The organism is Spirosoma gilvum, from assembly GCF_054776815.1.
The window spans coordinates 262,129-278,050 of the sequence record NZ_BAAHBH010000002.1 but is presented as its reverse complement, the minus strand read 5'-3'; the positions used below and the strand labels follow the sequence as shown (position 1 = coordinate 278,050).

At 49.0% G+C, this 15,922-nt stretch carries 11 protein-coding genes; 7 read left to right on the top strand and 4 right to left on the bottom strand.

Annotated features, from left to right (window positions below; all coding sequences use genetic code 11):
- Positions 1-143: 143 nt before the first annotated feature.
- From ACYVFD_RS05990 to ACYVFD_RS05980, 3 genes are all read left to right on the top strand, one after another.
- On the top strand, positions 144-1,064 hold the full coding sequence (locus ACYVFD_RS05990; RefSeq protein ID WP_461088866.1) for a LamG-like jellyroll fold domain-containing protein: 921 nt from the start codon (positions 144-146) through the stop codon (positions 1,062-1,064).
- Between the two features lie 101 nt (positions 1,065-1,165).
- Positions 1,166-2,836 (top strand): glucoamylase family protein, encoded by a 1,671-nt coding sequence (locus ACYVFD_RS05985; protein WP_461088865.1) that lies wholly within the window; start codon positions 1,166-1,168, stop codon positions 2,834-2,836.
- A gap of 104 nt (positions 2,837-2,940) precedes the next feature.
- Positions 2,941-4,311 (top strand): glucoamylase family protein, encoded by a 1,371-nt coding sequence (locus tag ACYVFD_RS05980; protein WP_461088864.1) that lies wholly within the window; start codon positions 2,941-2,943, stop codon positions 4,309-4,311.
- A gap of 126 nt (positions 4,312-4,437) precedes the next feature.
- Here ACYVFD_RS05980 and ACYVFD_RS05975 read toward each other — a convergent pair whose 3' ends face one another.
- The 4 genes from ACYVFD_RS05975 to ACYVFD_RS05960 all read right to left on the bottom strand — a co-directional run bounded on the left by ACYVFD_RS05975 (position 4,438) and on the right by ACYVFD_RS05960 (position 10,784).
- On the bottom strand, positions 4,438-5,979 hold the full coding sequence (locus ACYVFD_RS05975; protein WP_461088863.1) for an FG-GAP repeat domain-containing protein: 1,542 nt from the start codon (positions 5,977-5,979) through the stop codon (positions 4,438-4,440).
- A gap of 102 nt (positions 5,980-6,081) precedes the next feature.
- Positions 6,082-7,218: a hypothetical protein gene (locus tag ACYVFD_RS05970; protein ID WP_461088862.1), complete on the bottom strand. Its 1,137-nt coding sequence runs from the start codon at positions 7,216-7,218 to the stop codon at positions 6,082-6,084.
- A 276-nt stretch (positions 7,219-7,494) separates the two neighbouring features.
- Positions 7,495-8,595 (bottom strand): Fic family protein, encoded by a 1,101-nt coding sequence (locus ACYVFD_RS05965; protein WP_461088861.1) that lies wholly within the window; start codon positions 8,593-8,595, stop codon positions 7,495-7,497.
- Positions 8,596-8,714: 119 nt separating this feature from the next.
- The gene (locus tag ACYVFD_RS05960) at positions 8,715-10,784 is read right to left on the bottom strand and encodes a S9 family peptidase (RefSeq protein ID WP_461089455.1); all 2,070 of its coding nucleotides are present in this window, start codon (positions 10,782-10,784) and stop codon (positions 8,715-8,717) included.
- Between the two features lie 152 nt (positions 10,785-10,936).
- Between ACYVFD_RS05960 and ACYVFD_RS05955 the strand changes: the two genes are divergently transcribed.
- The 4 genes from ACYVFD_RS05955 to ACYVFD_RS05940 all read left to right on the top strand — a co-directional run bounded on the left by ACYVFD_RS05955 (position 10,937) and on the right by ACYVFD_RS05940 (position 15,896).
- A complete protein-coding gene (locus ACYVFD_RS05955) occupies positions 10,937-11,629 on the top strand; it encodes a DUF3431 domain-containing protein (RefSeq protein ID WP_461088860.1) in 693 nt (230 codons plus the stop codon).
- 184 nt (positions 11,630-11,813) lie between these two features.
- A complete protein-coding gene (locus tag ACYVFD_RS05950; RefSeq protein ID WP_461088859.1) occupies positions 11,814-13,307 on the top strand; it encodes a M20/M25/M40 family metallo-hydrolase in 1,494 nt (497 codons plus the stop codon).
- A gap of 86 nt (positions 13,308-13,393) precedes the next feature.
- Positions 13,394-13,795 (top strand): FtsL-like putative cell division protein, encoded by a 402-nt coding sequence (locus ACYVFD_RS05945; protein WP_461088858.1) that lies wholly within the window; start codon positions 13,394-13,396, stop codon positions 13,793-13,795.
- Entirely contained in the window at positions 13,785-15,896 is a 2,112-nt protein-coding gene (locus ACYVFD_RS05940) for a penicillin-binding protein (RefSeq protein WP_461088856.1), read from the top strand. Before ACYVFD_RS05945 ends, ACYVFD_RS05940 begins: the two co-directional genes overlap by 11 nt.
- The last annotated feature ends 26 nt before the right edge of the window (positions 15,897-15,922 follow it).

The following is a 15,922-nucleotide window of genomic DNA, read 5'->3' as shown; positions in this document are numbered from 1 at the left end:
GGAAGCATCTTAACGTTTCCTAGCCAGAAGGTTCAGACGCATTAAGATGCTTCGTTCCTCAGCATGACAAAAAACACGAAAATTCAGGCAAGCATTTTTCGATTACAAGTCAAATAAATCCAATTCAATTAAAACAACTAAACATGAAAACGACGAAAATCACAGCGTGGGTAATGGCTGGTGTAGTAATGAGCACTGTGTTTACCTCCTGCAAAAAAGATGATGGCGGAACTACGTTACCACCAATTGGTGGATATAATACATCAAACGATGTGGCGTCTACTAACTTGCTGGCACACTGGACATTTGACGGAACGAATAATGAAGACAAATCGGGAACCGCTCCATCAAACAGTAGCAATGCATCGTTCACAACTGGCCCTAAAGGACAGGCGCTTCAATTGAACGCAGGCTATGTGCTTTATCCAACTATTTCCTCTTTAAGCAGTACCAGTGCTATCCCTAGCGTAACAGTTAGTGCCTGGATAAACACGGCTAATAATGGAAAAACGGCCTCTTCTGTATTTGCGCTTACGCAGGCATTGGCAACTCAGGGTGACTGGAACCAAGGACCGATAAATATGTACCTGGAGACTGGTCGCCCGACAACCAAAGGCGACACATTAGCATTGCACAGCGCATTCCATACGTATTCTGGCGGGAACTATAGTCTGGGTGGCGACAACATCAATGACTACGGAACCGCTGGTACAGACTTCCAGATCCTGAAAACGAAAAACACTTGGGTTCATTATGTAATGGTCTATGATGGAGCAGGCTCAAATATCGATCTGTATGCCAATGGCGTGTTAGTATCGAACAAAAACTTCCGTAACAGAACAACGGGCACTCCTGCGGTAGGCATTGGCCCTATCACCTTGTCAACTCCTACCCAAGTACTTATTGGTGGCTGGCCCAATGCTGCTACAGGCTATACCAAATCGACAACCCAGACTTGGCAGGGGCTATATACAGGTGGAATTGACGAAGTTCGGGTCTACAACAAAGCATTGTCAGGAACAGACATTGGGTACCTGTACCAGCTTGAATCAGCAGGTCGCTAGTAATCGAATATTAGGTATAGGGGCTGTTGACCATTTGGGATACAGCCCCTCTTTACTGGCTCCTCAAAAAGCTGTCAGCTTATCCAACTAGTACAATACTAATGAACTCAACGTCTTATTTTCTGAGCCTATTCTCTTTACTTCTGTGCCTGAGTTGCAAGAAGGAACAGGATACCCAACCAGCCGAACAATTCTATTACAAGACGGTGCAGGTGGCCGGGCAAGCGTCGCCCAGTATGAGCTTTCAAAATGTGGGAGCAAACCCAGTGATAACGGTATCGTTCTCGGCTCCAGTCAACAAAGAGTCGGCTTCAACCGCCATCCAGCTTATCCAGAAATCTAGTTCAGCGTCTGTACCGCTCAACTTCACCGTTTCAAGTGGGGATACACTCATAACCCTAACCCCTAAAAGTGCGCTGAGTTCACTAACGGCTTATCAGTTGGTCATCCAGCCAACCCTAACGTCGCAACGGAATACACCCCTCAATTCGACGGTAAGCGTCAACCTGACTACCTCACTCGATAATACGGATAAATTCCCGCAAATCAGTGATTCACTCCTGCTCGATCTGGTTCAGAAACAGACGTTTGCCTACTTCTGGGATTTTGGGCATCCGGTGTCGGGTATGGCTCGTGAGCGCAATTCTTCCGGCGATGTAGTCACCACCGGCGGAACTGGTTTCGGTATTATGGCAATTCTGGTAGCGGCCAACCGCAATTTTATCACTCGCCAGCAAGCCTTAACCCGACTGACCACTATAACGAGCTTTCTGACCAACAACGCTAAACGCTATCATGGCGCTTTTCCCCATTGGCTCAACGGCGCTACCGGAGCCACTATCCCATTTAGCCAGAAAGACGACGGAGCCGATCTGGTCGAAACGTCGTATCTGATGCAAGGCTTATTGACGGCCCGACAGTATTTCAACAGCACAACCAATGCCGATGAAGTCGCGCTACGAAAGTCAATTAATGCGCTCTGGGATGGTGTTGAATGGAACTGGTTCACTAAAAATGGAGCCGAAACGAACCTGTACTGGCACTGGTCGCCTAACTATAATTGGGATATGAACCTGCCGATTCGTGGCTGGAACGAAGCCCTCATTACCTACGTCCTGGCGGCTTCGTCGAACACCGTCCCTATCTCAAAAACGGTTTACGACAATAGCTGGGCGCAGAACGGCAAGATGGTCAATGGCAACAGCTATTACGGCATTAAACTTCCACTCGGACCAGCTTATGGAGGACCGCTATTCTTCTCGCAATACTCGTTTCTGGGCATCAATCCGCATGACCTGAAAGATGCTTATGCCGATTATTGGCAACAGAATACCGCCCATACGCTCATCAACTATACGTACTGCAAAACCAACTCGAAACAATATGTTGGCTATAGTCAGGATTGCTGGGGATTAACCGCCAGCGACCAGCAGGATGGCTACTCCGCCCGCGACCCAACCAACGACAACGGCACCATTGCACCAACGGCCGCTTTATCGGCCATGCCTTATACACCAACCGAATCAATGCAGGCGCTGCGATTCTTCTACTACAAACTGGGTGATCGCATCTGGAAAAACTACGGGTTTGTCGATGCGTTCAACCTAACCAATATCTGGTTTGCCGATTCCTTCCTGGCCATCGATCAGGGACCAATCATCGTCATGATCGAAAACCAGCGCTCGGGCCTGCTCTGGAAGCTATTTATGAGTTGCCCCGAAGTTAAAAAAGGAATGAAAAATCTCGGTTTTCAAAGTCCCAACCTGAATTAGTAACGCGGGCATCTTGTCCGCATAGTTTAAAAATTGATACTGTTCTTCGGTCATACAGCAAGCCTTAAACTATGCGGGCAAGATGTCCACGTTACTCCTCTATCATGAAAACGTTTACCCTCATCCTCCTGACCCTATCCATTGGTTTTGCCCAGCCAAAACCATACACATTTACAAAAGCGGACAATGCCTTTTTGGATAGTCTTGAACACGATACATTCCGGTATTTCTGGAATACGACCAATCCCGAAAATGGCTTAGTTCCCGACCGGGCCCCTACCCGTTCGTTTGCCAGTATTGCGGCAGTCGGCTTTGGTCTTACGTCGTATCTGGTTGGGGTCGAACGGGGGTACATTACCCGCGCTCAGGCGGCTGAACGGACACTAAACACGCTTCGTTTTTTTGCCACCGCTCCACAATCCGACAAGACAACGGGGGTAACGGGGTACAAAGGGTTTTTCTACCACTTTCTGGATATGAAAACCGGCGAACGGTTCAAGCAGGTCGAACTGTCGACCATCGATACGGCCTTGCTACTGGGCGGCATTCTTAGCTGCCAGACGTATTTTGACAAAAACACACCCGTCGAAACCGAAATTCGCCAACTGGCCGAGCAAATCTACGGGCGCGTTGACTGGACCTGGCTTCAGAATCATAAGCCGTATGTATCGATGGGCTGGCATCCCGAAAAGGGCTTTATTTCGGCCGACTGGAAGGGTTATAACGAAGCCATGTTATTATATGTACTGGCATTAGGCTCGCCTACCTATCCCGTTGGCGAAGAGGTCTGGACGGCCTGGACAAAGACCTATCCCTGGGCTAATTTTCAGGGGCAACAGCACGTCAATTTCGATCCACTTTTTGGGCATCAATACTCGCATATCTGGATCGATTTTCGGGGTATTCGGGATAGTTACATGAAAAGTAAGGGAATCGATTATGCCGAAAATTCACGTCGGGCCACGTATGCGAATCGGGCTTACTGCATCGAAAATCCCGGAAAGTGGAAAGATTACAGCGCGACTATCTGGGGGCTTACCGCCTGCGATGGTCCTAAGGATACAACGGTAGCGGGTCGAAATTTCTTTTCGTATCGGGCGCGGGGTGCGGCTTCTACCCAGATTGTTGACGATGGTACGTTAGCTCCAACCGCTGTTGGTGGTTCTATCGCTTTTGCGCCCGAAATCTGCCTGCCTGCTCTACGCACCATGAAAGCCAAATACAGTGGCAAGCTCTACGGTGAATACGGTTTCCGCGATGCGTTTAATCCGACATACCACTACCCATCTGCTTATGCGTATGGCTCCACAAATAGCGGATGGTTCGACGTAGATTACCTCGGCATCGACCAGGGGCCCATTTTACTCATGGCCGAAAATGCTCGGACAGGTTTCGTCTGGAATCTGATGAAACACAACCCACACATTCGCAAAGGGTTAGAACGGGCTGGATTTACAGGGGGGTGGTTGAAGTAAGTTTTAGGCAAATCGTTAAAACGATTCATTTTAAGCCCCATTATTCTATCAGCCCACGGATTAATTCGTGGGCTAAACATACCCAGCAACGTCCTCAACGGTTTCAACCGTTTTCGACTCCGCCTTTTATCGCGTATTATTCTTCAGCACAATCAGGGGCAAATGTGTATCCCATGTAGTTTTTAGCTCCTTCTGAATGATAAACGTCTGCGAAAAATTACCCAATACCACATCGGCATCGCCGTCCTGATCCACATCGTTCACGTCCATACATATCCAGCGTCCATACGCTTGAATCGGTAGCGTATGAGGCTGAAATACTAATGGTTTCTGCTGCTCGAAGTACTGAAAATTTTCACTTGGCTTATTCAGAAAATCGGCGAAGAAAGCAATGGTAGCAATGTCCAGATCACCGTCCTGATCGAAGTCGCCGGCCATAGCTTTCGTACATCCATTGATAGGGTAGAAATAGGCTTGCTTTAGCTTAAAATCCCCTTCGTTCAGGTAAATGTACAGACCATGATACGGCTTCAGAATTTTAGAATAATCGCTGTTGTCGCCACAGGTGTAAAGGATATCGAGTCGGCCATCTTTATTGAAATCGACCAACTGAAAGCTCGTGGAGCCATAGACCGATGGAAATCGTAGCAGATTACGCTCCGTAAATCCTCCTTTTTGATCGTTTAGAAACAGCCAGATTCCCTCGTCGGCATGGGCAAACAGGACCATCAAATCGGGCCAGCCGTCTGCGTTAAAATCGCCCACCGTCGTCTGAATAGCCCCCGCTACTTCCCGAATCGGAATTTTGGTAAACCGATGATTGGGTTGCTGTTTCAGCCAATAGAGCCCTCCCTGCAAATGACCAAAGCCACAAACGACCCAATCCGTTAGCCCATCCTTATTTAAATCCGCAGCGACTGACTCTAAAGGCCGTGGAAGGTTCGCATATATAATCGATGTATCGGCTGGCTGCTTTGCCGAAAGATTCATTGTCACCAGCTCTCCCCTTGAAATGTCGGCCGCCCGCATGGTGCCCATGCATGTAAATAACCCTTGCTCGACACCCGAGTTATCGCGAAAAAACGTAGCCTGTGCAGCCGCCGATTGCAATTGTTTAGTGCCGGTTATCTGCAACTGTTGATTCCACTGGGTAAGATCCGACCGTAGGCCATCACTCGAATAAATCCGATGCCCGATGGTATCAATAGCCACCATCGTTGTCATTGCCGTTTTTGCAGGATCGACCGGAGGTTTTTCAAGCGAAAAAACGGCCCAGTCAGCTACTGGAGCGGTTGGGGCTTTGGTCTGCTCTAGCTTTGCAGGAGCCAGCGTTTCATAATAGGCAATCAGTTTCTGCCAGTTTTCGAACGAGATGGCCGATTTCGGTCCGGCATAGTAATTTCCACCCGGATAGGCTTCAAGGCCCAGATTGGGTGCCATAGCTGGCAACACCGATTTTACCCACGTTTCTTTATCCAGCAACTCGGGTGATGGCAACATGTGGCATGTACCACAGTGTTTTTCGGCCATAACCTTCCCCTCAGTAACAGTCGGATTATCAAGCGCGCCATCACCACCCGATTGGCAACTCCCAACAGCAATAGCCAGTCCCGCAAGGCTGATCAACCAAGAACAGACAGAAAAAGAAAAACACTGAAACGTACGCATGTTTACTCAAAAAACTTTCGCAAAGAGCCGTGCCACGGTTCTCTATTGCACCGAATTAAACCGTGGCACGGCTCTTTGTCTTTGTAAAATCTGATTATGTCATTAACCGAAGAAGCCGTCTAGCACATCAAAATCGGCAGCTTTACGAATTTTGTAGGTTTTCAGAAACGCCTTCATAACGGCAGGGTTTGCCAATTCTTGGATGTCTTTCTTGGTCTCCTTTATACTCTTTTTCAACTCGCGAATGTCGTTGTTGAAACTGAATTCTAGGCTCAGCGCTGAGCTGACCAACATAAATGGTTTGTTAAGTGCTGCCGAAAGCTGGCTTTGCAAGCCATATAGTTCATCACTTAGTTCGTCGGCCTGCTGTTTCAGAATTTTGTTGTAGTACCGAAGTTGCTCGTCGGCCAGGGTTTCGAGGTGTTGCTGGTCGATTCGGTTAAACTCAAGTTGCAGCCTTAGCAACGCAAGCAGATCGCTTTTTTCGTAGGCTTCGGTCACCCGCTTCATGATTTCGGTTTTCCGGGTTTTCTCAGCCTCATCCGGTTCGCGGTCGGGATGAAAGGTTTTCACCAGATCCATATAGAGCGTTCGGACCGCCTTGGTAATATTTCGTTCCTCAACCAGTTTTTTGGCCTCTCGCTCCTGCTGCTTCACCGATTTAGGCTTTTGCGCCCGCTTTTCGTCGGCCTCCTGCTGGCGCTGCTGCGCTTCGGTCTGCCGGGCCTGCATTTGCTCCTGCAGGTAGGCCATAATTTTATCCTTTGTACTCACGTCGACCTCATCATCGAATTTGATACCGTACATCGACCCGACCATCTCCTTCATGATTTCGGAAACCTGCTGATCAGCTTCCGCATCAGTGGCATCGTACCCTTCCTTGTCGTATTTATCGAAGATCGGCTTTAGCTCATCCAGACCATGCTCGCTAATAAGTTCATAGGCTATATTCTGAATAATATCGGACAGTTTCTTCCGCTCCGTTTTCGTGATTTCCTTCCAATCATAAGCCCGGTCGAACAGCCGCACCAGATCGGCCCGAAGGGTATTGAACGAGCGAAGTAAAGGCTCATATTCCGAATAAACCCGTTGCTGTATCTGACTGGCGGTTGTCCGAAACTGCTCTAGTTCGGCTTCCAGCTCCCCAATTTTTTTGGTCAACCGATTGAACTCCTTCTGCGCCTTCGAGAGCGGAGCTTTATCCTTACCAGGTGTCGGAATACGAACAAGTTGGGACATAACGACTAATCATGAAAAGCATTAAACTAATTGGCCCAGACAGAATCGTCCAGGCCAACAGGATACTTACAAATATAGTACTTAAACCCATTTCAAATTGTCAGTGTGTATGTACCCCACCCTAAATCCCTCCCCTGTTTTCAGGGAGGGACTTTACTTACTCCGGTTTCAAACTCCTCCCTTGTTTTCAGGGGGGGTGGGGGTTAGATACGCAAAAGGCACAACTCGTTTACTGTAATCCTGCTACTCAGGTTAAGACAAAAATGAATACCATTTTCAAATCGTTCTCAGCGTATAACTAGTACTCCGTCCGCCCGACTCTTCTTTGATGAGTACTTGCTGATCAAGTAAACTCTGAATGTCTCGTAGCGCTGTATCCTGCGAAGCTTTGGTAATTTTCGCCCACTTCGACGAGGTCAACTTTCCCTCAAATCCATCCAGTAATTTATTGAGCATCAGCTTCTGACGGGCATTAAGCACTTTTCCAGATAACCACTCCCAATAACGTGCTTTTGTCAATACACCTGCCAGTATGTTTTCTGTTGCATTCAGTGCCCGATCCAAACAGGCCAGAAACCAGCTTAACCAATCAGTAATGTCTAATGACCCTTTTTGAGTATTTTCTAACATAGTATAGTACGCATTCAGCTCTTTGCGAATTTGAGCTGACATACTATAAAACCGCTGCTTTAATCCATCTGCTCTTGCCAATTGCATATCGGCAATCGTGCGTCCAAGTCGTCCATTTCCATCATCAAACGGGTGAATGGTTACAAACCAAAGATGTGCAATAGCTGCTTTAAGAACTGGGTCTAACGTAAATCCTTCGTTAAACCAGTCAAGAAATAGCTGCATTTCACGGTCCAATACCAATGCATCCGGGGCCTGGAAGTGTACCTGCTCTCGTCCTATTGCTCCCGAAACAACCTGCATAGGCCCTGCATCGCCACTACGCCAATCAGCAACAGTTATTTTATGCATTCCACTAAATCCCGTCGGAAATAAAGCCGCGTGCCAACTGCATAAGCGCGCTTTGGTTAAAGGCTGACTGAAATACTGGGTAGCATCCACCAACACATCAACAACGCCTTCTACCTGGCGATCTGGAGGCAAAAGCCCAAATGTCTCAATACCTAAACGACGGGCAATAGATGAACGTACCAGATGCTGATCCAGCATTTCGCCCTCTATTTCATTTGACTTTAAGACTTCTAAAGTCATTGTTTGGAGCATCGCTTCGGACTGAAGCGAAAATCCCAACCCAGTCATCTGCCCAATTAGTTTTCCTTGCTTATGCCGAAGAGCCGCGAGAGGGATAGTGAGTTCAGCCTGATCCCATCTAAACTGGGGCCATTCCCGTCGTTGATAAATGTACATCCTTATTCACCGCATATTTTGCGGTGAATATACCACCTAATCACCGCATCCTCCACACTATCGGCCAGACAAGTTGCGGAGAAAGAAGATATTAGGACTTAAGAATGTGTGAACTCTACTTACTGCTGTATCCCAACCAGATTGAGCATAAACGCATATTCCAGCGCAATTTCCTTTAATACCTGAAACCGGCCTGATGCGCCCCCGTGACCCGCGTCCATATTGGTATGCAGCAGCAACTGATTACTATCCGTTTTCAGAACTCTCAGCTTCGCCACCCACTTGGCGGGTTCCCAGTACTGCACCTGCGAATCGTGCAAGCCCGTCGTTACCAGTAGATTAGGATAGGCTTTTTTCTCTACGTTGTCGTAAGGCGAATACGACAGCATATACTCATAATAGGGTTTGTTTTTGGGATTACCCCACTCCTCAAACTCACCCGTTGTGAGCGGAATACTTTCGTCGAGCATGGTCGTTACCACATCTACAAACGGTACCGATGCTACTACCCCCCGATAAAGCTGCGGTGCCTGATTGATCACAGCACCCATTAGCAAACCGCCCGCACTACCGCCCATGGCAAACAGTTTTTCGGCACTGGTGTACTTATTCTTAATCAGATACTCCGACACATCCACGAAGTCGTTGAAAGTATTTTTCTTTTTCAGCATTTTGCCGTCTTCGTACCAACGACGACCCATCTCCTGCCCTCCCCGGATGTGGGCAATGGCAAACATAAAGCCCCGATCCAGCAAACTCAGCCGGGTTGAACTAAAACTAGGGTCGATGGAGTAGCCGTATGAACCGTAAGCGTACTGCAGCAAGGGCGCAGAACCATCTTTGGGCGTTCCTTTGCGATACACCAGCGACACGGGCACCTGTACGCCATCGCGGGCGGTTGCGTATACCCGTTCTGATACGTAATTGGCCTTGTCGAAGCCACCCAGCACCTCCTGTTGTTTCATCAGCGTCTTTTCCTTCGTATCCATATTATAATCGAAGGTCGAGTTTGAGGTCGTCAGGGAGGAGTAACCAAACCGGAGAACGTTGGTATTGAAATCTGGATTATAGCCGATACCGGCCACGTAAGCCGGCTCGCCAAAATCGAGATATTCGTCAGCATTGGTTTGCTGGTTTATGACCCGGATGTTCGTCAGACCAGCTTTGCGTTCACCCAGAACCAAGTGATTGGCAAACACGTCTATATTGGCCAGATACACGTCGGGCCGGTGTGGGATTACTTCCTTCCAGGCAGTACGATCAGCGGTTTTACCCTCCGGCACTTCCATCAATCGGAAGTTCTCGGCATGCCAGTTGGTACGGACATAGAATTTATGCTGGTAATGCACAATGTCGTACTCATGGCCTTTTTCGCGCGGCAGAAACACCCTGAACTGCCCCATAGGCTGACTGGCTTCCAACAATCGATACTCGGTCGCAACGCCGTTATGGTCGGAGCCAATGGCAATGTATTTTTTTGATTTCGACCGGCCCAGGCCCATATAAAACTGATTGTCAGCTTCTTCGTACACCAATACATCCGTCTGAGGACTTGTGCCCAACACGTGCCGATACACCTGATAACCCAGCAGGGTCTGCGGATCTTTTTTGATGTAGAACAGCGTCTTATTGTCAGCAGCCCAGGCAAAATTATCGGCTTCCACATCCGGGATCATATCGGAATACGTTTTACCCGTTTTCAGATTCTTGATCCGTAGTGTATACAGCCGACGACTTACCACATCTTCGGCATAGATGGCCAATTCCTCATTGTCCGACACTTCATAGCCACCTAAATGATAATAATTATGTCCTTTGGCCAGGGCATTCCCATCAAAAAGAATTTCTTCGGGGCCATCCAGCGAGCCTTTTTTGCGGCAATAAATCGGATACTCACCGCCCTTGATGAATCGGCTATAATAGAAATAATTTCCTTCTTTATAGGGTACTGACTCGTCCTGTTCCTTAATCCGACTCTTCATTTCATCGAACAACTTCTCCCGTAGGCTTTTCACCGGAGCAAGCACCTGTTCGAGGTACGTATTTTCGGCGTTGAGGTACTTGATAACTTCCGGGTTTTCGCGTTCGTTGAGGTAATAATAATTATCAATTCGCTTATGGCCGTTGGTAATCAGTTCTTTGGGCTTGATAGTGGCCTTGGGAGGGGTAATGGGTTGTGCCTGCGTCATACTAAGGGAGGTCAATAAACAGAAAAGCGCAAAATACGGCTGTTTCATAACAAGAGAATTTTGGCGCAAAAGGATCACACAAAGAACGTAAAGAAATTAACAGCTGCTTTGCGTTCTTTGTATGATCCTTTTGCGCTTATCCCCATAACTAGATGCATGAACTTGTGGTTGCTCACTATACCGAAGATCTGAGCTGGCTCCGAAAGTTACCGCCGGGCGTACAGGTTACGGTTTACGATAAAAGTCCAGCTCATCAAGCCGGTCCCACCGCCATTTCGTTACCCAATATCGGGCGGGAAGCGCATACCTATCTGCATCACATCATCAGCCGATACGATTCGCTGGCCGAATGGACTATTTTTTGCCAGGGAAAACCGTTCGATCATGCCTATGATTTCAAGAAAACGCTGCGGGCCTTTGCCGACGGGTCCTGGTTTACCAGCACCACCGAACAGTATCCGAATCTAGATTTTTATTGGCTAGGCCACCTGATTGACACCGACGACGCCCAGGGCCATCGACTGTTCCGTCCCTGGAGCAAAAACGACGACGGGCGTGGCCTGGATTTACGAGGTTTTCACCGTGCTCTTTTTGGCACCGAAGGTCCTGAGCACTACACGTTTGTACTTGGCGCACAATTTGCCGTTCACCGCAACCTTTTGCACCAAAAATCCGTATCGTTTTATGAGCAGGCATTAACGATATCCACTACGTTTCCCGATGCCGCCCACTGTTTTGAACGAAGTTGGGATCGTGTGTTTGGGATAGTTGGTATCGACCCACACTGGCTTTCCGACCGGCTCACGGTTCAGCTTAAACCAATGAAGCATCAACCGGCTAGTTAATTTTCTGATTTTTTGATAATTACAGCCAAACTAGTCCAATCCAAATGGGTTATGACTACGTTAATCTGATGTTTTTTTTCAGTTCACCCGAACGCTTTGCCTATTTATTGCGTCTAATCATTCGGCATCGAAAGCAATAAACCTTTTCGTATATTTAGCAAGGAATTCTGCCACCCATCCTCTCATGACCCGGACGTTTTACGTGCCTCGTTTTCGGCTCGTTTTGTTATGTATCGGCACCGCTGGTACACTGACCGCTTTTTACCCTGAAAAACTATCTCTTCAGAAGGCATTTGCCCGAATTACCAAAGAAGTTACGGCCCATAGCCGTGCTTATGAAACACTCTCCCAGGCCTCAGAGCAGGTAGGGCATCGGCTAACAGGCAGCCCCAACGGTAGCCGTGCCGAAGCATATGCCTTTGATTTACTTTCTTCGTACGGTTTCAAAGAGATTCGTTACGAACCTTTCGAAGTCGAAGCCTGGGCCCGCGATACCGTTACCTTATCGGTTGTTCCTGCCAAAAGCGATAACTTCCGCGATGTGCCGGTTGTAGCCCTGGCGCATTCGCCCGTCGAAGCGCATGTGAAAGGCGAAATCATTGATGTCGGCAATGGACTTGAAGGTGATTTTGCGGCTGTGAAAGGGAAGCTGAAAGGGAAGATTGCGCTGGTCAATATTGGCCTGGCTGCTCCCACCAAAGGAGCCCGAAATCTGCATCGCTCCGAAAAAACAGCACTGGCCATTCAACATGGGGCATCGGGAGTGATTATGGTCAATCTGGTACCCGGCAATGTGTTGCTGACCGGTACCGCTTCCGTTACAGGCAAACTGATTCCCATTCCGTCGGTATGTATCTCGCTGGAAAGTGGCGAAGCGCTGCGTTCGTGGATGCAGGAGGAGCATAGCCCGTTGCAGGCTGTAATCGATATGACCAACACGAGCCGGAAGATTCGCGCCCGAAATGTGGTGGCAACCTTGAAAGGCTCGAAATTCCCCGACGAGAAAATTATCGTGGGTGGCCATCTGGATTCGTGGGATCTGGCAACCGGCGCTATTGATAACGGCATTGGTTCGTTCGCTGTTCTCGACATCGCCCGGACGTTTAAAGCACTCAAACTAAAACCGAAGCGCACCATCGAGTTTGTCCTATTCATGGGTGAAGAACAGGGCTTGCTGGGATCGAAAGCGATGGTCGAGAACCTGAAAAAAACGGGACAGTTAGACAACGTTCGGTATATGATGAACCTCGACATGACCAACGATCCGACGGGCCTGAATGCCTTCGGACGGGCCGATATGGTGCCGTTCTTCAACAACGTCGGCGAAAACATAAAGTCTGTAGAGGCTACGTTTCCTAACGACATGCAGAATCAGGCGGGCCTCCACTCCGATCACCAGCCCTTTATGCTCGAAGGTGTTCCAGTAGTTGGTATGAACGGGCATCTATCCAAATCGGTACTCGACTGCTACCATGCCAACTGCGACCGGATGAATCTGGTCAATGCTGATCAGTTGAAAAATACGGTTCGTTATTCGACCATGCTCCTTTACGCCCTGGCCGATGCCGATGATATTCCGACCCGTCGGCAAACCGATACGCAAACCCGCGATTACCTCGTGACACAGGGTCTGCGAACGCCGTTACAAATCGCCAACGAGTGGCGCTGGAAAGAATAAAATCTTATCAAAGAATTCGCCCCCAGCCCGGATTAGGATACTAGGTTTTTGTTTCTTTGTATTTCTATGGCATCCTAACCCAAGCTATGGCAAAAAATACATTCCGAGAGGCTCCGCGCGTTACGCAGCAGCAAAAAAAGCAACGGCGCAAACTCAAACTGGCAACCTGGCTGAACGACTTCATCGGTCTGGATCGACTGTTTGGCGAAGACAATGCCTGGCCCATTCATCATATCGATCGGATTTTGTGGGTCACCTTCCTGCTTATCCTTTACATTGGTCTTAATCACAACGCCGAGCGGCTCGTCCGACGGATTCAGCGCACGCAGATTCAGGTCGATGAACTCCGTTCACAATACACGGTCCTACAGGCCGATCTGGACAAAAGCGGTAAACAGTCAGAAATCAGCAAGCGCGTAGCTGAACTCAACCTTTCGGATAGTCAAACACCACCCCATAAAATCGTCGTTAAGTCAGATGAACATTAAGCAGGACATCATTCAACGGGCAAACAACGTGTACTATGTTGTGATTGTCCTGGCCGTTGGCGTTGTCTTTCGGCTGGTTTACGTACAATATTTCCAAACCTTCAAAGGGAAATTCTGGCGCGAGCGTGTCGATGCCACCCTCATTCAGCGCGACACCATCCGGGCCATGCGGGGCAATATTTTCGCCAACGATGGTCGACTGCTGGCAACTTCTCTGCCTACCTACGTAGTGGGCCTTGACCCAACGATGGCCAAGCCTGACTATTTCAAAAAGAAAATTGATTCGCTGGGTCTTTTGCTTTCCCAGATTTACCGCGACCGCTCTCCGCAGGAATACGCCGACCTGGTACGGGATGCGCGGGCCCATAAACGGCGGTATGTGCTGCTCAATCGTCGTCGGGTAACTTTCCAGGAACGGCAAAAAATGCTGAAATGGCCTTTTTTCCGGTCTACGCCCAAAGTTGCCGCTCGTGGAGGTGTGCTACGCCCTTACTATGAACGCTACCACCCGTTTGGGCAGATGGCTGAGCGAACTATAGGCAATCTGGATGCTAAAACAGGCCGGGGTCTGATTGGCCTGGAAGCGTCGTTTCAACCCGCGCTGGCTGGTAAAAACGCAGTCGGCCTGGTTGAGGTACTGGCGGGTGGCATTCGTAAACCCGTTAACGACGGACCCGATATGCAGCCGGAGTCTGGGATGGACCTTTACACCACCATCGATGTCAACTTCCAGGATATGGCCGAATCGGCCCTGCGCGATGCGCTGGTAAAATACAATGCGGCTAAAGGCTGCGTGATTGTGATGGAAGTGGCTACCGGCGAAATCCGGGCGATGGCTAATCTGACCAAACAGGGGGATCATTACGTCGAAAATTTCAACCATGCTTTAGCAGGTCGTACCGATCCCGGTTCAACGTTTAAGCTGGCAACCATGATGGCACTGATGGAAGAGAAAGCCATTTCGCTGAACCAACTGGTAGCAACTGGCAGTGGCTCGACCCGCTACAACGGTCTGGGAATTCACGATGCCAGTCGGGTAGGTCATGGAACCATTACGGCCCGACAGGTTTTCGAAAAGTCGTCGAATGTCGGTACCCACATGCTTATGCGCAGCTATTTTTATAGCCGTCCTGACCTGTATTGCCAGTACCTGCGCCGGTTCCATCTGACCCAGCCGACGGGTATCCACATGAAAGGCGAAGCCATCCCGGTGGTTCGTAACCCGGATATGAAAGGCTGGAGCAAAGTATCGCTAACCTCGATGTCGTATGGCTATGAGATGCAGATTACTCCGCTCCAGATGCTGGCTTTTTATAATGCTGTTGCCAATAATGGGTATTGGGTACGTCCGGTCATTGTAAAACAGATCAAGCTGGCGGGCGAAATCATTGAAGACAACAAACCCTCTGTGCTGGCTGAGCCAATCTGCTCGAAAGAAACCGTTCGAAAAGCCCAGGATTTGCTTCGGGGCGTAGTGACGAATGGCACGGCCAAGCACATCAATAACCCCTATTATGCCATTGCGGGTAAGACCGGAACTGCCCAAAAAATTATAAATGGCCAGTATCAGGTGGGTAAATATTACACCTCATTCATTGGCTACTTCCCCGCTGACAAGCCTAAATACAGCATGATTACGATGGTCGATACGCCCCAGGGCGATAACATTGACCTGTTGTATGCCGGTGCCGTATCGGCCCCTGTATTTAAAGCTGTTGCCGACCGAATTGTCGCCTATGATATTCGTATGCATGCACCCATCCGGACTGGAAGTTCAAAACCGATGTCGACAACGGGCTTACTGGCTGGCTATGCCGACGATCTGCACACCATCGGTTCGTCCCTGGACATTGCCAACGAACCATCAACCGAAGGCTGGGTAGAAGCTACTTCCGGCGGTCGGTGGAAATCTCGTCCAACGCGTCCCGGACAAGTGCCCGACGTGCGTGGCCTGACCCTACGTGACGCCCTTTTCTTACTTGAAAACCGAGGGTTACGTGTATCGGTCGAAGGGCGTGGTAAGGTTCGGGAGCAGTCGATTTCACCCGGTATGGCAATTGAACAAGCTGGCAGTAAAAGTATTACGCTCCGGCTAGGTTAGCGGCTAATAGAGCCATAGAATACCTT

Excerpts from the sequence above, each read along its gene's own strand:
- ACYVFD_RS05945 (WP_461088858.1), top strand. The coding sequence starts at position 13,394 with ATGGCAAAAAATACATTCCGAGAGGCTCCGCGCGTTACGCAGCAGCAA.
- ACYVFD_RS05950 (WP_461088859.1), top strand. The coding sequence starts at position 11,814 with ATGACCCGGACGTTTTACGTGCCTCGTTTTCGGCTCGTTTTGTTATGT.
- ACYVFD_RS05985 (WP_461088865.1), top strand. The coding sequence starts at position 1,166 with ATGAACTCAACGTCTTATTTTCTGAGCCTATTCTCTTTACTTCTGTGC.
- ACYVFD_RS05975 (WP_461088863.1), bottom strand. The coding sequence starts at position 5,979 with ATGCGTACGTTTCAGTGTTTTTCTTTTTCTGTCTGTTCTTGGTTGATC.
- ACYVFD_RS05955 (WP_461088860.1), top strand. The coding sequence starts at position 10,937 with ATGCATGAACTTGTGGTTGCTCACTATACCGAAGATCTGAGCTGGCTC.
- ACYVFD_RS05970 (WP_461088862.1), bottom strand. The coding sequence starts at position 7,218 with ATGTCCCAACTTGTTCGTATTCCGACACCTGGTAAGGATAAAGCTCCG.
- ACYVFD_RS05980 (WP_461088864.1), top strand. The coding sequence starts at position 2,941 with ATGAAAACGTTTACCCTCATCCTCCTGACCCTATCCATTGGTTTTGCC.
- ACYVFD_RS05960 (WP_461089455.1), bottom strand. The coding sequence starts at position 10,784 with ATGACGCAGGCACAACCCATTACCCCTCCCAAGGCCACTATCAAGCCC.
- ACYVFD_RS05940 (WP_461088856.1), top strand. The coding sequence starts at position 13,785 with ATGAACATTAAGCAGGACATCATTCAACGGGCAAACAACGTGTACTAT.
- ACYVFD_RS05965 (WP_461088861.1), bottom strand. The coding sequence starts at position 8,595 with ATGTACATTTATCAACGACGGGAATGGCCCCAGTTTAGATGGGATCAG.
- ACYVFD_RS05990 (WP_461088866.1), top strand. The coding sequence starts at position 144 with ATGAAAACGACGAAAATCACAGCGTGGGTAATGGCTGGTGTAGTAATG.